General features: G+C 64.0%; 15 protein-coding genes. 4 read left to right on the top strand and 11 right to left on the bottom strand.

All coding sequences use genetic code 11. The annotated features are described in order from the left end of the window. The first annotated feature begins 138 nt into the window (after positions 1-138). Positions 139-1,467, top strand: coding sequence for an MATE family efflux transporter (locus DK368_RS19870; RefSeq protein WP_155524649.1), 1,329 nt, complete (start codon positions 139-141; stop codon positions 1,465-1,467). Here the strand turns inward: DK368_RS19870 and DK368_RS19865 are convergent. The 4 genes from DK368_RS19865 to DK368_RS19850 all read right to left on the bottom strand — a co-directional run bounded on the left by DK368_RS19865 (position 1,455) and on the right by DK368_RS19850 (position 5,894). Further along, positions 1,455-2,654: a glycosyltransferase family 4 protein gene (locus DK368_RS19865; protein ID WP_162306116.1), complete on the bottom strand. Its 1,200-nt coding sequence runs from the start codon at positions 2,652-2,654 to the stop codon at positions 1,455-1,457. The two genes, DK368_RS19870 and DK368_RS19865, sit on opposite strands and share 13 nt — an antisense overlap. 68 nt (positions 2,655-2,722) lie before the next feature. Continuing rightward, positions 2,723-3,883, bottom strand: coding sequence for an O-antigen ligase family protein (locus tag DK368_RS19860; RefSeq protein WP_162306115.1), 1,161 nt, complete (start codon positions 3,881-3,883; stop codon positions 2,723-2,725). 26 nt (positions 3,884-3,909) lie between these two features. Next, entirely contained in the window at positions 3,910-5,112 is a 1,203-nt protein-coding gene (locus tag DK368_RS19855) for a glycosyltransferase family 4 protein (RefSeq protein ID WP_114395726.1), read from the bottom strand. Continuing rightward, positions 5,109-5,894 (bottom strand): glycosyltransferase family 2 protein, encoded by a 786-nt coding sequence (locus DK368_RS19850; RefSeq protein WP_162306114.1) that lies wholly within the window; start codon positions 5,892-5,894, stop codon positions 5,109-5,111. The genes DK368_RS19855 and DK368_RS19850 overlap by 4 nt, the downstream gene beginning before the upstream one ends. A gap of 328 nt (positions 5,895-6,222) precedes the next feature. On the opposite strand from DK368_RS19850, the gene gmd reads away from it, so the two are divergent. Next, entirely contained in the window at positions 6,223-7,302 is a 1,080-nt protein-coding gene (gene gmd, locus DK368_RS19845; protein ID WP_114395724.1) for a GDP-mannose 4,6-dehydratase, read from the top strand. Next, positions 7,295-8,257, top strand: a complete 963-nt coding sequence (gene fcl / locus DK368_RS19840; protein WP_114395723.1) for a GDP-L-fucose synthase — start codon at positions 7,295-7,297, stop codon at positions 8,255-8,257. The genes gmd and fcl overlap by 8 nt, the downstream gene beginning before the upstream one ends. Positions 8,258-8,296: 39 nt before the next feature. Here the strand turns inward: fcl and DK368_RS19835 are convergent, their stop codons facing one another. Further along, positions 8,297-9,646, bottom strand: a complete 1,350-nt coding sequence (locus tag DK368_RS19835) for a pectate lyase family protein (RefSeq protein ID WP_155524648.1) — start codon at positions 9,644-9,646, stop codon at positions 8,297-8,299. A 205-nt stretch (positions 9,647-9,851) separates the two neighbouring features. On the opposite strand from DK368_RS19835, the gene DK368_RS19830 reads away from it, so the two are divergent. Continuing rightward, the gene (locus tag DK368_RS19830) at positions 9,852-10,646 is read left to right on the top strand and encodes a 2-keto-4-pentenoate hydratase (protein ID WP_114395721.1); all 795 of its coding nucleotides are present in this window, start codon (positions 9,852-9,854) and stop codon (positions 10,644-10,646) included. A gap of 60 nt (positions 10,647-10,706) precedes the next feature. Here DK368_RS19830 and DK368_RS19825 read toward each other — a convergent pair whose 3' ends face one another. The 6 genes from DK368_RS19825 to uxaC form a co-directional block, all read right to left on the bottom strand. Continuing rightward, positions 10,707-11,921, bottom strand: a complete 1,215-nt coding sequence (locus tag DK368_RS19825) for an outer membrane beta-barrel protein (protein WP_162306113.1) — start codon at positions 11,919-11,921, stop codon at positions 10,707-10,709. Between the two features lie 258 nt (positions 11,922-12,179). Beyond that, positions 12,180-12,815 carry a bifunctional 4-hydroxy-2-oxoglutarate aldolase/2-dehydro-3-deoxy-phosphogluconate aldolase gene (gene eda / locus DK368_RS19820; RefSeq protein WP_114395719.1) on the bottom strand — a complete coding sequence of 212 codons (636 nt, stop codon included), beginning with the start codon at positions 12,813-12,815 and terminating at the stop codon, positions 12,180-12,182. Between the two features lie 118 nt (positions 12,816-12,933). Continuing rightward, a complete protein-coding gene (locus tag DK368_RS19815) occupies positions 12,934-15,711 on the bottom strand; it encodes a TonB-dependent receptor (protein WP_205028313.1) in 2,778 nt (925 codons plus the stop codon). Positions 15,712-15,937: 226 nt separating this feature from the next. Further along, positions 15,938-16,696 (bottom strand): 2-dehydro-3-deoxy-D-gluconate 5-dehydrogenase KduD, encoded by a 759-nt coding sequence (gene kduD / locus DK368_RS19810; protein ID WP_114395717.1) that lies wholly within the window; start codon positions 16,694-16,696, stop codon positions 15,938-15,940. Positions 16,697-16,708: 12 nt separating this feature from the next. Further along, complete coding sequence (gene kduI / locus DK368_RS19805) at positions 16,709-17,554, bottom strand: 5-dehydro-4-deoxy-D-glucuronate isomerase (protein WP_114395716.1); 846 nt, start codon at positions 17,552-17,554, stop codon at positions 16,709-16,711. A 44-nt stretch (positions 17,555-17,598) separates the two neighbouring features. Further along, positions 17,599-19,011 carry a glucuronate isomerase gene (gene uxaC, locus DK368_RS19800; protein WP_114395715.1) on the bottom strand — a complete coding sequence of 471 codons (1,413 nt, stop codon included), beginning with the start codon at positions 19,009-19,011 and terminating at the stop codon, positions 17,599-17,601. Positions 19,012-19,133: the final 122 nt, after the last annotated feature.

The following is a 19,133-nucleotide window of genomic DNA, read 5'->3' as shown; positions in this document are numbered from 1 at the left end:
TCCCCTCGACAGCGACAGGAGTCCGGCCGTGGCCACCCGTCTCGCCAGCGTCAGCTGATGATCATGACCGCCGGTCCTTACTCGGCCATGGCTCTCCAGGCGGAGGCCGGGGTGATCCGTCTCTGAGGTTTCATCGCAATGAGCGACCACCCGTTGCAGATCAATGGCTCAAACAAACCGCGGAAAATGACGACATTCACACGCGATAAAATCATCAGAATCTGGATATCACGTCCCAGCATCAGTCCCGTCTTCGTCTCCAGAGGTGCTGCATTTTCATTGGCCGATCAGGCCATACAGGGACTGGCCACGTTCACATTCACTGCACTTCTGACACGGACGCTCGGCGTCACCGAGTTCGGGCGATTCAGCTTGGTCTGGGTTCTGGCCTTTCTGGCAGAGGGATGCGTCTCGGCGCTCATCTCCGATCCGATGCCGATGGTTCACGCGAGATGCAGCAGATTCAAACGCCCTGAGCTGCTCACTTCGGGACTTTTCATCAGCTTCATTGCCTCAAGCGCCCTTTCAATACTAATTATTTTTTTCGGATACATGTCATGTATTGAAGATATATTCATGGTGATGTGCTTGGCCATTGCAAACATAACGTGGCGCATGCACATGCAGACACGGCGAAACTTCTATCTGCACGGATCTATCGGGAGGTCACTTCCCGGCTCCACCGCCTACCTTCTCCTCTTGCTGATTGGGGCGGCATTGTCTGCCCATGGTGGACACGCCGAAGGAGCCGTCTTGCTGTGGAGTGTGGCAAGCACAGCCGCAATTCTTGTGAATATCTGGCTTCACCCCACCCCGCTGGTGCGTCCGTCACGGCGCCTCCTGGTCTGGATGTGCCCACTCCTTTGGCGGGCCGGGCGCTGGCTCGTCGGCACAAGCGTGGCGTTCTGGATCGGAAATCAAGGCGTGATCGCGTATACCGCCTCTCTGGTCAGCCTGCATGACGCGGGAACCTTGCGCGCCATGCAGAACCTATTCATGCCGTTCACGCAAATCATGTCGGCGCTTTACACCGCAATGATTCCACGAGTGACAATGAAAATCCACAAGACCCGCCAAAATTCCGCCCGCAATTACAGCGCAATTGGCGGAATTTTATTCACAATAGCCGCTATTATGTACGGAATTTTCCTTTATTCATCAACGGATTTACTGATCATGTTTTTGTATGGGGATCAATCTCTCATTAAGTCCACGTCACTTCTGCTGCCTCTCTTCCTCATCGCCGCAACCGATGCCTGCCGGCAGGGGTTAGGCTTCGGTCTGCTTGCCACGGGAAGAACGCAACCGGTGTTCTGGAGCCGAATTGCCGGACTGGTCGTCCTGGGATTGGGGCTGCTGCTGCTGCCCCCGAGCGCAATGTCGATCGCCTGGGCCATGGCACTCGCAGGGATCGCGGTGACGCCCGGCATCGGGTGGGCGGCGTTGCGCACGCGTCAGGGACTATGACCTGCCGCGCCGACAAGGGACTGATAGAGATGCGCCACCTGGGCGGCCCGGGCCGGATAGCTGAGTTCCTGTGCCCGGGCGCGGGCGCCGTCGGCGAGTTTCTCGCGCGTCTCCGGCGACCGCCACAACGCCTGGATGGCTACCGCGAAGCGGGATGCCGCGGTAGAGGCCGGTGTCGTGGGAATGGCAATTCCGCAATCCGGTGTGATGCTGTCATGCATCCCGCAACAGTCAAAGCAGACAACCGGAAGCCCCAGACTCAGCGCCTCCATCACGACGGTTGCCGATCCTTCCAGCAGGCTGGGGAAAAGGAAGATGTCGGCATCTTTCATGATCTCGATCGCCTCGGCACGCGGCCGCCACCCATGCCAGACAATCCGCTCCGTGATCCCCAACCCGTCGGCCAGCCCCCGCAGATGGGGGGTTTCCGGCCCCTCGCCCAACAGATGCAATGTCCACGGGACATCCGGCCCCAGCAGGGCGAGGGCATGCAAGCCCACGGGAAGCGATTTCCGCGCGATATGCAGACCGCTGCTGACCAATGTCAGACTGTTTCCGGCAATCCGGCGGGGGCGGTCCGGCATGGGACCACACGCGGCATCGCCGGTGACCAGTGGCTTGAGTCCATAGCAACGGCGCATCATTTCCGCATCCGCCGACGTCGCCGCCAGAACCACAGCCGCCGTCCGCAAGGCTCGCGCAACCCGTCGGTCCAACCGCATGGTGAGGGTGTTCACGATGCTCCGCGCCGACTGGCGCAGGCGCTCGGCGGGCCGCAGAACCGGCATGTATGACCACGGATAATTAAGAAAGCCGCCCACAGGGCCGATGACAAAAGGACGATCAAGAAGCCAGAGGTAACCAGGTTCCCGATAGCCTGTCATGTTGAGATGGTGGACGATATCGATCTGGTTATCCGCAACAATCTTCTGCGCGTGCAAGAATGCCATCCATTGCCAGCGCCGATATGCCCGATAATATCTGAACGGAGAGGCGCCGATCCGGGCGCGGTCCGGATCATCGGCAGGGGGCAGGAATGCCGGCAGGTAATGGATTGTCGCCGATGGATGCAGTCCGAGGCCCTGCGCGCGAAGGCGGTCTATACGCTCTTTGTTGCCATTGTCATGCTGCGTGAGGATGTGCAGATCGGCATGCTCCGACAAGGCGCACGCCCAGTTCCAGCCCATCCCCGGCTCCGACCCGCGGCTTGGATCAAAGGCGACAGCCGAGAGCAGAACCCGGGGACGGCTGGGCATCATGACCCGTGCTGACGAATGATGGCCGCGCTTCCAGCCCCATTGAGCAAGGCCACCCCCATCATCAGCCCGAAGAATACGACGGGGATATCGGTGACCATCAGACAGAGCAGGCCAATGCCGGCAAGGACGGCCGCACGGTTAAGCGGGCTGCCGCTGTTCAGAGCGTGGCGATAGTTCCGGCGCAGGATGAGCAGGAGCGGCAAAACAAACAGAACCAGGCCAATCAGCCCGAAATCATAGAGCAGACGAAGATAATCATTATGGGCATGGGCAATGGCGTAGAACTTTATGGTCTCCATGCCGGATGAACCGGCACCATGCCCGATCCAGGGAGAGGTCTGCACCTTGGCGAACAGATGGTCCCACAGCACCATGCGCCCGCTGGTGTTGAGTGTGAGGCCGCCGACCTGGACGGCGGCATCCCCTTCCATCATACGGCTGCGCAAAGCGGGAATGGCATCGATCAGCCAAAGGAACAGTCCACCCAGACCGCCGAGACTGCCCAGCAGAAGCAGCCGGCCGGCCCAAGTGCCCCGGTGCAGGCTGGACAGAGTGACAAGCAACAGTGCGGTCAGCAGCGCCATGCGCGACAACGATGCGCCAATGGCCACCAGCAGCAGCAGAAGCCGCATCGCGCCGTGGGGCGACGTCCAGGGGGTGGCCGCCACGCTGACCGCTACGCCCAGGATCAGGATCATCGCCGTGCTGCGCGGCGCGAACACCAGATCGTGTCCAGGCCCCAACACGAGGGCCAGGACCAGATAGGTGGCGGCCAACAGCTGGGACAGCCGCAGGATCAGCCGCATCAGCCGCAGTGGAAAGCCAGGGTCCAGCAGGCTGAGCGCGGCCGAGGCATGGAGCGCGCCGATGAAGGCGGTATAGGTCACCAGATTCTGCACCCCGGATATCGGCAGGCCGGACACCAGGGATACGGTCACCGCCAGCAGCAGAAATCCGGACTGCATGCCGGCAGGAATCATGAGATGCCGGGGCAACCGGACGGCACTGAGGCAGTGGATCAGAATCAGGACGGCAAACAGTGCAGAAATTGCCCCCGCCAGGGACAGGCCGCCGGCCAGTGGAATTTTGTTGAAGAAGTCCGTGACAAAGCCGAAGGCACAGGCCGCAAGCAGCAGGGACGATGCCCCGCCGCCCACCCGCGGCAGCCGGGCCGTGACCAGGGTCATGGCAGCCCCCCCTGCAGCATGGCTGCCCTCCCGGACGATATGCCGGCCAATACCGCCGCCATATGGTCGGCCATGGCGTCCGGCGTGACCGCAGCGATCCGGGCCTGCGCGGCGGCCCGGATCACATCCAGCTCGGCCGGGGATGCCGCCATCAACCGGTCCAGGGCCGCAGCCAGACTGCCAGGCACCTCCGGATCGAAGATGAAGCCGGTGCGCCCGTCCTCGATCAACTCCTCCACGGCCTGTGCGTGCCGGCTGCCCAGAACCACCACGCCGGCCGCCATGGCCTCATTCACCACCAGACCCCATTCCTCATAGAGAGAGGGAAGGAGCAGAACGCCCGCTTTTGCGTAAAGGGCCGGCATGGCCGCGTAGGGGATGGGATCGGCGAGATGCGCCGTGACATTGGCCGGAAGCCGGGCCATCGCCTCCAGAACATCGGAACGCTGCCGGCCCCTGCCGATGATCTGCAGACGGATGCCGGCCACCGGCCGCTGCTCGGCCCAGCCGCGAAGCTGATCGAGGGCCGGAAGCAACCCTTTCCAAGCCTCAAGATTGCCGATGAAAACCAGATCGTGGGCCGTCTCCGGCGGTCGAAAGGGCGGCTGCCGGAACAGGGAAACAGGAACGGCTTGACCGATCGGATGGATGCGCTGCGCCGGACAGCCAAGCCGTTGCAGGTAGCGCCGGCCTGACTGGCCGTTGGTGAGAACGGCGTCTGCCCCCCATAGCAGCAGCCGGCGCAGCCTGGTGCGCAGACGTCCGGCCTTGGTTTCCGTCCGGTCCGACAGGGTGGCCCAGATGACCAGCCGGCTGCGCGGCACCAGCCGCCGGTAGAGCCAGGCCATCAGCGTGCGCAGGCCCATCTCACCGGTTATGACGATGTCGGGCCGGAGGCGGACCAGCTGGATCAAGGTGTCATAAGGCAGGTGCAGTTCGGTGTGAATGACGGTCCCGTCGGGATGCGTCAGTTTCATGGTCCGTGACAGGCTGGCCTGGAGGCGGACATCCAACCCGTCCCAATCCGGCTGCCAGTGCCGGTCCCGCTCCATGGTCGTGGAGATGAGGATGCGCAGGGCCGACAGGTGTGCCTGGAGCCTGCGCAGCACCGGCACGCGGTAGGGCGGCACGAAATTGACCAGCAGCGCCACGCGCCGGCGATGCAGCTCACCATCGGCGCCTCCCCTGGAAACCGTCATTGCACCAGGACCTTTCGCACATGGTACCAGCAGGGCTTCAGGTCATAGATGCGCAATGCCCAGGGAATCCGGTTCATCCGCCGGCCCGTTGCCAGGGCAGCGCGATAATCCCGGAAATAATCAGGGAATCTCCGCCGTTTGAAGCTGCTGTGGGGTGACAGGCGGACATGGACCAGCGGCTCGTCAACATAGACAAACCGCCCCTGGCCCAGCAGACGGAAATAGAAGTCGAAATCGATACAGGAACCGAGATCCTCGTTATAGCCACCGGCCGCAGCCCAAGCCGACTTGCGGAACAGCAATGTGGAATGGGCGACCCGGTTGCCGCGGTAGAAATCCGCAGCGGCAAACTCGATGATGCGGCCGCCGGGGTCCGGCGGGACCAGGGGCACCGGCATGTCCCCATGCTCGGCCACTGTCACAAAGGCGGTCCCGACAGCGACGGATCCTGGAGAGTCCGTCAGCGCCGCCACCTGCCGCCGCAGCCGGTGCGGCAAGCTGATATCATCGGCGTCGTTGATCGCGATCAGCGGTCCCGCCGCCGCATCCACCCCCAGATTGAGCGCCCGCGCCCGACCGATACGACCGGGTGTCAGCAACCTTATGCGCGGCCCGGCGGCGGCCCGGCGGCGCACGAGATCGACGGTCCCGTCCCTGGACCCGTCATCGACAATGACGCATTCGAGACTGTCCCAATCCAGGAGGGCAATGGCGTCCAGCATGCGGCCGATATGAGCGGCTGCATTGTAGGTGGTGGTGACGATGGACACCCGCGCACTCATCTCATTCCCTCTCATCCCCGCCAAGCCCGCCTGTACCGACGCCGGATTGGCGTCACAGCCGTCTGGACCGGGTTCCGCATGCCGGGTCCCGCCCGGAAACGCCGCCATGGAAAACCATCATTCCGTGCAATTTTCATAAAAAAACCAACTTCTGATAACAGGCAGCACCACGGCCGGCAACGAGGAATTTCGAGGAAATTCCAGGAAAAACCTCCTGTGGTTGCGGCCGCTGCCGCTATCCTGCCGGACAGGAAAGTGCTAGGGACAACCCGTGCAGCGTCCGGGCCGCGGCCCGGATCGGCGGACACAGCCAGTGGGATCGGGAGCAATGACGAAAACGGCGTTGGTCACAGGCATTACGGGGCAAGACGGCGCCTATCTGGCGGAACTCCTGCTGTCGAAGGGCTATCGGGTCCATGGGGTCAAGCGGCGTTCCTCCTCGATCAATACGGCCCGCATCGACCATCTGTACGAAGATCCCCACACCGGCAGCGAAAAGTCCCGCCGTTTCCAGCTGCATTACGGCGACCTGACCGATGCGACGAACCTGATCCGCCTGGTGCAGCAGGTGCAGCCGGACGAGATCTACAATCTGGCGGCCCAGAGCCATGTTCAGGTCAGTTTCGAGACGCCGGAATACACGGCCAATGCCGACGGTCTGGGGACGCTGCGGCTGCTGGAGGCGATCCGCATCCTGGGGCTGGAGCGGCGCACCCGCTTCTACCAGGCCAGCACCTCGGAGCTGTACGGGCTGGTGCAGGAGACGCCGCAGCGCGAGACCACGCCCTTCTATCCCCGCAGCCCCTATGCCGCGGCCAAGCTCTATGCCTACTGGATCACGGTGAATTACCGCGAGGCCTATGGCATGCATGCCTCCAACGGCATCCTGTTCAACCATGAAAGCCCGATCCGCGGCGAGACCTTCGTCACCCGCAAGATCACCCGCGCCGTCGCCGCCATCGCCCTGGGCCTGCAGGACTGCCTCTATCTCGGCAATCTCGACGCCAGGCGCGACTGGGGCCATGCCCGCGACTATGTCGAGGGCATGTGGCGCATGCTGCAGCAGGATCAGCCCGGCGACTATGTGCTGGCCACCGGCGAGACGCATACCGTCCGCGACTTCGTCGAACGCGCCCTTGCGCGTGTGGGCATCAGCCTTGTCTGGAAGGGCCAGGGTGTGGACGAACACGGCGTTGATGTCGCCAGCGGACGCGTGGTTGTCCGGATCGATCCGCGCTATTTCCGCCCGACCGAGGTCGATCTGCTGCTGGGTGATCCCTCCAAGGCGCGGACGGTGCTGGGCTGGCAGCACTCGACCCCCTTTGCTAAACTGGTCGAAGAAATGGTCGATGCGGATATCGCGCTGCTGAAGCAAGGCGCATCGACGCTGGGGGCCATGGATGACTGAACCGATGTATTCGTTGGCCGGCAAGCGGGTTTTTGTCGCCGGACATAAGGGCATGGTCGGCAGTGCCGTGGTCCGCCGCCTGCAGCAGGCCCCCTGCACCATCCTGACCGCCGATCGCCGGACGCTGGACCTGCGGGATCAGGCGGCAGTGACCGCCTGGATGGCGGACAACCGGCCGCAGGCGGTGGTGCTCGCGGCGGCCAAGGTCGGCGGCATCCTGGCCAATGACCGGCTCCCCGCCGACTTCCTCTATGACAACCTGATGATCGAGGCCAACCTGATCCAGGCGGCCCATCAGGTCGGCGTGGAGAAACTGCTGTTCCTGGGCTCGTCCTGCATCTATCCGAAGCTGGCGCCGCAACCGCTGACCGAGGACAGCCTGCTGACCGGACCGCTGGAACCGACCAACGAATGGTATGCGGTGGCCAAAATCGCCGGCATCAAACTGTGTCAGGCCTTCCGGCGCCAACATGGCTGTGACTTCATCTCGGCCATGCCGACCAACCTCTATGGCCCCGGCGACAATTTCGACCTGACGGCCAGCCATGTGCTGCCGGCGCTGATGCGCAAGATCCATGAGGCCAAACTCAGCGGCGCCGACAGTGTCGAACTCTGGGGCAGCGGCCGGCCGATGCGGGAGTTCCTGCATGTGGACGATCTGGCCGATGCGCTGGTGTTCCTGCTTGAGCACTATTCCGGCGAGACGCATGTCAATGTCGGCACCGGCCAGGATCTCAGCATCCTGGCCCTGGCCGAGCTGATGGCCGGGATCATCGGGTTCGAGGGGCGCTTCATCTTCGACACCAGCAAGCCCGACGGCACACCACGCAAGCTGATGGATGTCCGCCGCCTGACGGACCTGGGCTGGACCGCCCGCATCGGGATCGAGGACGGTATCCGCGACACCTATCGCTGGTTCCTGGAGCAGGAACGGTCCGAGCTGCGCGGCCTGTGACAGGCGCTTCCCCGCCACCGAGGCGGCGGGGATTCCGATTCAGAATCCGGCAGACGGACCGGACTTCGGGATCATGAAGCGCAGATCCCAGGCCGCCGGATCGAAGGGGCGGCGGGTTTCCGCATAGGCGGGATAGCCGCCAACCTGCCGTTCACTGTCGATAAAGCCGCCACGGCCTTCGATCACATCGGCAACGATCCGGGCATCGATCGGGTCCCGGTCCCAGGGCCGGGCGCCGGCTTCGGCGATGACGCGATCCTGAACCGCCGCGGCGGGCAATACCGCCAGCCCTGCCGGCCAGACAGGGGGCTGGTCCAGCGCCGACGCCGTGAGCGGCGCCGTGGTATAGCGTCCGACCTCCGGCAACGGCTGGCCGCGCCAATCGACCCGGATATTGTCGCGCAGATGATAATCCAGGTCGCCGGAGCCGCCGATCATCAGCAAGGGCAGCTCGGCCGGGGTATCCGGTCCCCCGCGCAGCACATTGCCCACCACCGACATCTGTCCACGCTGATAGGCATGGTCGCCCCATTCCTGGGCGATCAGGTTATAATGGATGGCCTTCGGCCCCGGATTGTAGATCAGGTTGTTGACGATGGCGCCGCGGACACCCCCCTTGAACAGGGGGCTGCGCTCCCGGTTGTGAGCGTACAGATTGCCCACGATCAGAATATCGGTGACGTTGTCGTGGATCAGCGAGCCCTTTGAATGCTCCCCCTTGGCATGGGTGGCATTGGCCAATCCCTCCGCCACCAGATTGTTGCTGAAGGTGATGCGGTGCGAGGTATTGCGGCGCCATTCGTCCGGTCCATCGCCCTTGAACCGGGGACCGGAGGCGGACAGGTTCTCATCCGTGGCCCAGGTCAGCGAGCAATGGTCGACGATGACATTGTACGCCCCGCCCACCGTCGAGATGGCGTCGATGTCCAGACCGCTGTGCTTGGCCGCCCCGGCTTCGCCGGGACGGACACGGATATGGCGGACCACGACATTATGGGTCGCGATCTGCAGGCCGCCGCGGATGAAGGTGATGCCCGGCGCCGGCGCCGTCTGCCCGGTGATGGTGACAAAGGGCTCGGTCAGCTTGATCTCCCGGCCCCCGAGATCGATGACTCCGCCCACCTCGAACACGATGATCCGTGGCCCCTTGGTCTCCAGGGCCTCCAGGAAAGATCCCGGCCCCTCGGCCGCCAGGCTGGTCACGCGGATGATCTGGCCGCCCCGCCCCCCCGCTGTGTCCGCGGCCCAGCCGAGGGCGCCGGGAAAGGCGGGCAGGCCCGCCGCCCGGGCACCGGTCGCTGCGGGACTGCCAGCGCTGGCCTGGGAGAGCGAACTGCAGGCCGCCAACGGCAACAGAGCCACGGCGGCAAGAAGAGCACGTCGGTCCACCATCATCCTCCCCCGAGTTTTTGCGGCAGGCCGCTCGGTCACGCGCAGATGTCGTGGCAAGACAGCCATTCTTGAAAATGACACCGGTTTCCTATAGTAGAGGCCAGGAGAAAGCGTCAAGACCCGTTTCACAAGAGCGGCAGGGCTGCTCGGCATTCCGCCGGTCATCCGGAGGACGCAGCACCGCTTCCGGGAGAAGAACCAGATGCCCCTGGATATCGAGCATATCGCCTCATCGTTCGTCGCCGCCCGCCAGGCCGGACGCGCATTGGCTGCCTATCCCGGCGGTCAGGTCCCGGAGACGCTGGATGCGGGGTATGCCTGCCAGGACCGTGCCCTGGCCCTCTGGCCCGACCACGTCGCCGGATGGAAGGTCGGGCTGGTGCCTCCGGCCTTGCGCCCCCGGCTGGGGGCCGAGCGGCTGGCCGGCCCGATCTTCCAACAGGCCGTGCAGATGGCACCGACGGATGGTCCTGTATCATTTCCGGTGTATCCGGACGGCTTCGCCGCCGTCGAGGCGGAATTCGTCATCAAACTGGCCCGTGATGTTCCACCGGGACCGGCGCCGACGCTGGAGGAGGCCGGATCGCTGGTCGCCGCCCTCCATATCGGAATCGAGCCGGCAGGCAGCCCGCTGGCCAGCATCAACGATCTGGGGCCGACGGTCGTGGTCAGCGATTTCGGCAACAACAACGGGCTGATCATCGGCCCGGACATTCCGGACTGGCATCGACAGCGGCCGGACGATCTGTACGTCGAAACCATGGTGGACGATGTGGTCGTCGGCCGGGGAACCGCGGCCTCCATCCCTGGAGGTCCATTGGCGGCACTGGTCTTCCTCATCGGGTTGATGGGACGCCGGGGCCTCTCCCTGTCGGCAGGAAGCTGGGTCTCGACGGGGGCCGCCACCGGCATCCATCGCGTGGACGCCGGCGCCCGGGCGCAGGTCTGCCTGGCCGGGGCCACACCCATCCGGGCCATGGCGGTCGCTGCGGCCTGATGCAAAAGCCCGGACGCAGGCGCCCGGGCCTCCCGTATCAGCCGGAAGGGCAACCTGCCGTCACAGGCTGCCACGCAGGCTCAACAGGACCTGATTGCGGGTATAGTCCTGGCCGGTCACATTCACCGAGCGGTCCGTCAGGGTGTAGCTGACACCGAGCCGCAACGAGCGGTTCAGCAGATAATCTGCCTTGGCACCTGCGGTCCACATTTTCTCCAGCCGGTCGAGGCCACGATAGTCGTTTTCCGTGTACCCGATGCGCCCCCCGATCAGCACATTGCGCCGCAATTCATGATCGATCTGAAGAGAGGCTCCGTTGGAAATATAGCCCGATGCACCAGCAAGGGTCGATTCATTGAGATCATTGATGAGAGAGAGCTGGACCGAGGTCAGACCGCTGGGATTCCACAACAGCGAGCCGCCATAGCTGAAGCCGGATTGCGAGGAAAAGCCGGGAGAGTCATAGGTCTGCGACCGGTAGCCGGCATAGATCTCACCCGTCGTGATGCCGCCAAAATCAAAAGCAAAACCTGTATCGAGACGGTATCCGTCTGAATCGCGATTGCCGCTGTCGTAGTCACGCCAGTTGAGATTGCCCTGGATGAACGTGTTGACGTCCGGCATGAACTCGTAGCCGAGCCGGACAGATCCGGCATATTCGGTGCGGTCACGGAAATCCTGGTCGATGATCGTGGCACCTGCGCCGGGCGTATCGTCATAATTGTAATAGGTCATGGTGCCGAGAGCCCGCAAGGTGATGCGGGTTTCGGTACGGTTCAGCCCCAGGGCGCTGTAGACCATGTCATATTCGGTCGGCTCCCGCCCGCCGGCGTCGCTCGGCGTGCCGCGCTCGTCATGCGCACGGCGATAGTCGCTCGTTGCTGTCGCGGACCAGCCCTGCGCGATATCGAGGCGTCCCTCCAGACCGGCTTGATAATCGTCGTAATCTTCCGCCGTGAAGTCATGATGGCGGCCCAATTCGGCGGCCGCATGGAACTCCATATAATGGACATTCCAGTCCGAGCGGATCAGCAGCTTCGGCGCGATGATGAAGATATAGTCGTCGTCTTTCCTGCTTTCCTGGGCATAGATATTGTCGTCATAGCTCGCCTCCACGGCGATTGATGGAAGGACCAGAAACCCCCCGGCGCGCAGCCCCACGGGATCGTAGTCGCTACGCGGACGATCCGCGACCGGTTGGCCGCGCATGTCCTGTGCCACGGCCCCGGAGATGCCAACGAACAAGGCGATTGCCGCAGCGAGCGTCTTCCGCATGATCCTTCCTTCCGGTACAGACAGCCAGAGGGCGAACATCCTTCCAGCCCTCACCGATCAGGTGCCGAACGGGCTCGGAGAAATAAACGCAAAAGTAGATAAATCATTTGCGTCAATCAATCAAGGCGCATGTCGCTGCGGCGCGACAGCCGGCATCGGATCAACAACCTGGACGCGATCTCCGAAACAGGGGACACGCTACACGGAAGCCGGAATTCAATACTCCGTGCAGAAAACGGGAATATTTCTGTAATATCCTCAGGATTCCTTGGCCGCCCCCAGAAGCGCCGCGTTGCGTGCGTTGACGGTGATAAGATCCCAGTTCTCCGCGGCGAGAGCACTGGCCGGTGCGATCCAGGACCCGCCCACGGCGGCCACACTCTTCAAGGCAAGGTAGGCGGACGCCTTGCTCTGGTCTATCCCGCCGGTCGGACAGAACTGTACCGATGGCAGCGGTCCGGCGATCGCTTTCAGCAACCCGACGCCGCCACACTGCTCGGCAGGGAACAGCTTGAGGATCTGGAACCCATCCTCGATGCGCGCGAGGATCTCACTGACGGTCTGCACCCCCGGAATGACCGGGACACCGGCACCACGCAATGCCGGAACCAGGGAGACCGGCGTCCCCGGCGTGACGATGAAATCGGCGCCGGCGGTGACCGCGCTGTCGACATCCCCGGGGGTCAGCACGGTACCGGCGCCAACCGTCAGCGCAGGGACCCGCTTCATACGTCGAATCACCTCCAGCGCCGCCGGCGTGCGCAAGGTGACTTCCACCACCGTCAGCCCACCTTCCGCCAAAGCCGTGGCCAGCGGTTCGGCATGCTCGACCCGGTCGACGACCAGGACCGGGATGACGGGTGAGCGGCGCAGGTGATCGGAAAAGCAGGTCATGGATGGACATCCTTCGCCAGGACATGGGCGGAAGAACCGGACAAGGGGCTGCCCACCGGGACAGCGGGGCCTTGTCCGGCAAAGTGGATCGGAAGACAGGGAAATACCCCTGGGATGGTCAGTATGTGTACTGGAAGCCCAAATAGAATTGCCGACCTGTATGGTGATAGACATAGACACGGTCACCGGCCGTATCCACATACTGATCGTTGAACTCGTCGGTCAGATTCAGGGCTTCCAGCGTCACCTTCAGCTGTTCGGTGATCCTGTAGGAGGTGGACATGTCGATGCTCAACGTGCCCTTGGTTCCCTCCACATCATTATTATTCTGGCCGGGCACGCGGGTCAGATAATCGTCGCGGTAGGCGGCGGAGACACGGGCACTGAAGGCATCATCCTCGTAATAAAGGGTGGCGTTGTAGGCATGCTTGGACAGGCCGGTCAGGGTCTGGGTCACCGTGGCCGTGCTGCTGCTGCCGCGCAGATAATCGATCTCAGAATCCACATAGGTGTAGTTCAGAATCGTGCCGAAGTTGGAGAAGGGCTCGGGCAGGAAAGAGAAGGGTGTCTGGAAACTGATCTCCACGCCTTTCAGCGGACCACCTTCGGTGTTCACGGGGCGGGTGAAGACGAAATCCTCACTGCCGGTCAGACCGGTCCCGTCCAGCAGGCTGAGCGGCAGGCCCGATGTGGTGAAGGGACGGGATTCCGACAGGCTCTGCACGAAGGTATCGATATCCTTGTAGAACAGGCCGATGGACAGCAGCGATTCCTTGGCGAAATACCATTCGAAGCCCAGATCGTAGGTGGTTGCCCGGAACGGCTCGATCTCGGGATTGCCGGAGGTGACGGAGCGCTGCGCCCCGCTGATGTTGACACTGCCGCCGGGCGTGACGCTGCCAAGGCCGGGGCGGGCCATGACCTTGGCCCAGCCGGCACGGACCAGGATATCGTCGGTCACGTCCAGCACCAGATTGACCGACGGCAGCCAGTCATCGTAGCTGCGGTCCGCCGTCACCTGGACGGGCGTGCTGCCGACGAACTGATAGCCGGTCGACGTCTGCTTGGTCTTGACGTAGCGGACACCGGCATTGCCATGGAACGGGCGGCCGAACAGCTCCAGTTCGAAATTGCCCTGGACATAGGCTCCCTGGTCCTCCTCCTCGACACTGCGGGTATCGCCCAGGGCCGAGGAGTTCTGCACCAGCGCGAAGGTGCCGGTGTTGCTGTAGATCCCAAGGAGGCGGTTGAAGGCGTCGATGTCCGGGATGACCCACCGGGTCGGCGTGCCGCCAGGCACATCCAGGTTCTTGCCGAAACCATCCACCAGCGTGGTCAGGTCGGCCAGAGTGGTTCCGGCCGGCAGTCCGGGCACCGTGGTTTCCGACTGGCGGCGCAGGGCGCGGCTGTCGAATTTGTACGTCTTCCAACTGAGACCGGACGACAGGGTGAACATCTCGTTCACCTCATAATCGGCGTCCAGGGTCCCCGTCTTGACCGTGTTCTCCACCCATTGCGGACGCAGACGGATCTCCGAGCCCGAACCGAAGGTATAATTGGCCGGATTCGTGACATCGTAGCCGTAGGACAGCTGTGGCAGCCGGTCGTCACCGCGATAGTCCCAGCTGTAATTGTCGGAATTCAGCCGGTCGATGGTGACGGTGGTCTGGATCGGGTTGGAATAGTCCGACTTGGCATAACCGGCCAGGGCGCGGACCTTGAAGCTGTCGGAGAATTCGTGCTCGCCGCTGAGCACATATTGCGTGTACTCGGTCGTCATCTCGTCATAGCGGGACTCCGAGCGGATATCGACGTCGTCAAAGACGCCATAGACCAGATTGTTGCGGCTGTCCCGCTCGCCCGCCTTGACGATGGTCTGCGGCTTGCCGCCCTGGGAGGCGGGCCGGCTGAAGGAGATGGCCTCCAGGAAGTCCTCCTGACGGGTGGAGTCCATCTTCGCGTACATGACATCGAGATTGAACAGCGTGCGTTCCGCCGGCTGCCATTGCAGCGCCCCGGTCAGCCCCAGACGTTCCTGTTCATGGGTCAGCCGGCCATAACGCGGCAGGCGCGGATGGAAGGCGGAGCGCAGGTCCGTCGTGCTGATACCGGTCGGGCTGGAGGCGGCATTGAAACCACCATTGCTGGTCCCGTTGTCCCAGCGGCCCGTGCTGTGGCCCTCCTCCAGGATACGACGCTTGGTATAGGCGGCGGAGAACAGGGCACCGAAGGTCCCATCGGCCCAGGTGTTGCTGACCAGCACGGCTCCGCGCGGATCAACCTTCTCCGACAGATCATTGTAGCCCCCCTGGCCGGAGACCACGAAGGTCATGTCGTCATAGTCGAACGGCCGCGCCGCCTGCAGGTCCACCGTGGCCCCCAGCGAGCCTTCCTCGACCTCGGCCGATGCTGTCTTGCGCACGGTGATGCTGTTGAACAGCTCGGACGCGAAGACATTGAAGTCGAAACCGCGGCCCCGGTTGGTGCCGCCCGAGGAGTCGGTGCCGCCGGTGGTGGTCAATGCCTCCATGCCGTTGATGCGGACGCGGGTGAAATCGGAGCTGAGACCGCGCACCGAGATCTGGCGGCCCTCACCGGCATCGCGGGCAATGGTGACGCCCGGCACGCGCTGGATGGACTCCGCCAGATTGTTGTCGGGGAAATCAGCGATATCCTCGGCCTTGATGACATCGACCACATCGGCGGAATTGCGCTTGGCATCGATCGCGGCGTTGAGGCTGCCACGGAAACCGGTGACAACCACCTCTTCCAGGCTGCCACTGGCGTCGGCAACCTGTGCCTGTGCCGCGGGTCCCAGAGCCACAACCGCCAGGGCCGCCACGGACACACCCGCCATCAGCTCCGGCACGCGGAGCGCTCCCTTCTTGAACAGCATGTTCCTCCCCACTCTCTTATCTGTCCCTCTGCGCTCCACCATCACGCCAGCCCGTTTGCACAGGGCCGGGGGCGCAGAGGATTATTCGCACCGGGCTGCCGCCGGATTTTTGACACCGGTAGCAGCACAAGTTAGACCTTATAATGACACCGGTGACAATAGGCTTTTTCGCCGGTGGAACGGGCAGGGTCCCCCCTCAGGAGACGCGCAACGGGACTGGTGGCCGTCAGCGCGCCAGCCAGCCGCCATCGACCGGAATCACGGCGCCATGCACATAATCCGCGGCGGGTGAGGCCAGGAACACAGCCGCCCCGCCGAGGTCGGACGGCTGCCCCCAGCGCCCGGCCGGAATCCGGGCCAGGATGTCCCGGTTGCGCTGCTCGTCGCGGCGCAGCGCCTCGGTGTTGTTGGTCTCGAAATAGCCGGGGGCAATGGCGTTCACATTGATGCCCTTGGCTGCCCACTCATTGGCCAGCAGCTTGGTCAGTCCGGCGATGCCGCTTTTGCTGGCCGTGTAGGAGGCCACGCGGATGCCTCCCTGGAAGGACAACATGGAAGCGATGTTGATGATCTTGCCCCCCTGCCCCTGGGCCAGCATCCGGGCGGCGGCGGCCTGGGCCAGGAAGAAGGGCGTCTTCAGATTGACGTCCATCACCAGATCCCAATCCGCTTCCGAGAAATCCAGCGCTTCGGCCCGGCGGATGGTACCGGCATTGTTGACCAGGATGTCCAGGCGGCCGGCCGCCGCGACCACGTCGGCCACCACCTGCCGGACGGGTGCGCCAGGACCGAGATCAGCACGGACCACATGAAAGGCCGCCCCTGCGCGGCGGACCAGATCACCGGTCGCAGCCGGATCGCTGCGCCCCACGGCAACGATGACCGCGCCCGCCTCCGCCAACGCCAATGCCAAGCCCTGCCCCAACCCCGTGTTGGCACCGGTGACAACGGCGACCTTGCCCTCCAGGCTGAATGGATTGCCCATATCCGTTCCCCCTCAGCGCAACTGGCAGATGTCCAGGATCGTCATGTCGGTATAGTCCTGGTTCTCGCCGCCCATGGCCCAGATGAAGGCATAGTTGCTGGTGCCCGAGCCCATATGGATCGACCAGGGCGGGGAGATCACGGCTTCCTCGTTGGCGACGACGATATGGCGCGCGGCTTCGGGCTCGCCCATGAAGTGGAACACCCGCTGATCCGGCTTGAGGCCGAAATAGAGATAGACCTCCGAGCGCCGGTCATGCAGATGCGGCGGCATGGTGTTCCAGACGCTGCCCGGCTTCAGAATGGTCAGACCCAGCAGCAACTGGGCCGATTTGCAGACACCGGGAATGATGTACTGGTAGATGGTGCGCGCGTTGGAGGTCTCCAGCGATCCGCGCTCCAGCGGCACCGCCTGGTCGATGGAGATCTTCACCGTCTCGAAACGGGCATGGGCCGGCGTGCTGACCAGATAGAAGCGGGCCGGCTCCGCGCCCGTGCTTTCGAACAGGACCGTTTCCGTGCCCATGGGAACATACAGGCCATCGCGGGGCGCCAGATCGTGGACAGTGCCGTCCACCGTCACCCGGCCGGGCCCGCCCACATTGACGATGCCCAGTTCACGCCGCTCCAGGAACGGCTTGCCGGCGGCCGAGGCCGGCTCGGCCTGCTGCGGCAGGGCCACGGGGGTGCCGGCGACCGGCGCGGCACCACCGATCACCATGCGCTCATTGTGGGAATAGGTCAGGCTCACCGTGCCCGGCACGAACAGGCCGGAAACAAGGTAGCGGTCGCGCAGATCGTCGTTGCTGGCCCCCGTCATCATCACGGGGTGCGTGGCCTGATAGGTTTTCTTGAACATGCTTCCTCCCCAGTCAGAATGTCCGACCGGCCATGACGGCCGGTCTAGAGCTTGTAGGCCCGCTTGGGCAGCCCGTAGGCCAGATCCACGGCGATGCCGGCGGCGGCGTCCTCGTCCAGCCTGTGCTCGGCAACCAGCCGTGCCAGAAAGGCGCAATCCACCCGCCGGGCCACGTCATGCCGGGCCGGGATCGACAGGAAGGCGCGGGTGTCGTCGTTGAATCCGACCGTGTTGTAGAAGCCGGCGGTTTCCGTCGTCGCCTCCCGGAAGCGCAGCATGCCGTCCGGGCTGTCGAAGAACCACCAGGCCGGCCCCAGCTTCAGACAGGGATAGTGGCCGGCCAGCGGGGCCAGTTCGCGCGAATAGCTGGTCTCGTCCAGCGTGAACAGGATCAGCGACAGGCGCGGGTCATTGCCGAACCGGTCCAGCAGCGGCTTCAAGGCCTGGACATAATTGGTGGCCTGGGGAATGTCGGCCCCCTTGTCGCGGCCGAAACGCTCGAAGATCTGCTGATTGTGGTTGCGTACGGCCCCGGGGTGGATCTGCATGACCAGCCCGTCCTCCAGGCTCATCCGCGCCATCTCGGTCAGCATCTGGGCCCGGAACAGCTCGGCCTCGGCCGGTGTGGCCCGGCCGGCCACCACGGTGGCGAACAGCCGCTCGGCCTCGGCGGCCGGCAGGTCGGCCGTGGCGGCCGTGGGATGGCCATGGTCGGTGGAGGTGGCCCCGGCGGCAGCAAAGTCGGCGCGGCGCTTGCGGTGGGCGGCCAGATAGCCCGACCAGCGATACACATCCTCACCGGTCAAGGCCGCGAAGGCCTCCAGCGCGCCAGGAAACTGCTCATGCTCCGGGTCCACCACCGCGTCGGGGCGATAGGCGGTGATGACCCGCCCACGCAGACCGCTGGCCCGGATGGTGGCGTGGTGCGCCAGCGTGTCCACCGGGGATTCGGTGGTGGCCAGCACCTCGATGTTGAAGCGCTCGAACAGGGCGCGCGGCCGGAACTCCGGTCGTTGCAGACTGTCGGTGATGGTGTCGAAATAGAGATCGGCCGTCTCCTCCTCCAGCCGGACCGTAAGGCCGAAGACGGTAGAGAAGACATGGTTCAGCCACAGGGCCGACGGCGTGGCATGGAACAGATGCATGTGCCGGGCAAACAGCCGCCAAGCCTCCCGCGGGTCCGTCGCCGGACGCCCCTGACGGGAGGGCACCCCCAGCGCCTCCATCGGCACGCCCTGGCTGTACAGCATGCGATACAGATAATGATCCGGCACCAGGAACAGGTCGGTGGCATTGGGGAACGGCGCGTTGGCCGCGAACCAGAGCGGATCGGTGTGCCCGTGCGGGCTGATGATCGGCAGCTCCCGCACCTCCGCGTACAGCCGGCGAGCAATGCCGCGGAGCGTCGGCTCCGCCGGGAACAGGCGGTCCTCATGCAATACCAGTTGCTTCGCCATGGGCGTGCGGCCTCTCCCTGCATATGCGTCCCTGCCGCCTTCCCCCTGCGGGTCAGCGGGCGGTCCCGGCTCTGACGGCCGGATGGATGCCGCCAGGGCGACGGGAGCCCCCAATAGGTAAC

The sequence above is a fragment of the Oleisolibacter albus genome (genome assembly GCF_003336875.1).
GTDB classification, from domain to species: Bacteria; Pseudomonadota; Alphaproteobacteria; order Azospirillales; family Azospirillaceae; genus Niveispirillum; species Niveispirillum album.
This window is presented reverse-complemented; position numbering and strand designations above follow the sequence as displayed.

Coding starts and splice junctions, on each gene's coding strand:
- DK368_RS19850 (WP_162306114.1), bottom strand. CDS start 5,894: ATGAGTGCGCGGGTGTCCATCGTCACCACCACCTACAATGCAGCCGCT.
- DK368_RS19830 (WP_114395721.1), top strand. CDS start 9,852: ATGCCCCTGGATATCGAGCATATCGCCTCATCGTTCGTCGCCGCCCGC.
- fcl (WP_114395723.1), top strand. CDS start 7,295: ATGACTGAACCGATGTATTCGTTGGCCGGCAAGCGGGTTTTTGTCGCC.
- DK368_RS19855 (WP_114395726.1), bottom strand. CDS start 5,112: ATGACGGTTTCCAGGGGAGGCGCCGATGGTGAGCTGCATCGCCGGCGC.
- DK368_RS19865 (WP_162306116.1), bottom strand. CDS start 2,654: ATGGGCTGGAACTGGGCGTGCGCCTTGTCGGAGCATGCCGATCTGCAC.
- DK368_RS19825 (WP_162306113.1), bottom strand. CDS start 11,921: ATGCGGAAGACGCTCGCTGCGGCAATCGCCTTGTTCGTTGGCATCTCC.
- eda (WP_114395719.1), bottom strand. CDS start 12,815: ATGACCTGCTTTTCCGATCACCTGCGCCGCTCACCCGTCATCCCGGTC.
- kduD (WP_114395717.1), bottom strand. CDS start 16,696: ATGGGCAATCCATTCAGCCTGGAGGGCAAGGTCGCCGTTGTCACCGGT.
- uxaC (WP_114395715.1), bottom strand. CDS start 19,011: ATGGCGAAGCAACTGGTATTGCATGAGGACCGCCTGTTCCCGGCGGAG.
- gmd (WP_114395724.1), top strand. CDS start 6,223: ATGACGAAAACGGCGTTGGTCACAGGCATTACGGGGCAAGACGGCGCC.
- DK368_RS19815 (WP_205028313.1), bottom strand. CDS start 15,711: ATGCTGTTCAAGAAGGGAGCGCTCCGCGTGCCGGAGCTGATGGCGGGT.
- kduI (WP_114395716.1), bottom strand. CDS start 17,554: ATGTTCAAGAAAACCTATCAGGCCACGCACCCCGTGATGATGACGGGG.
- DK368_RS19870 (WP_155524649.1), top strand. CDS start 139: ATGAGCGACCACCCGTTGCAGATCAATGGCTCAAACAAACCGCGGAAA.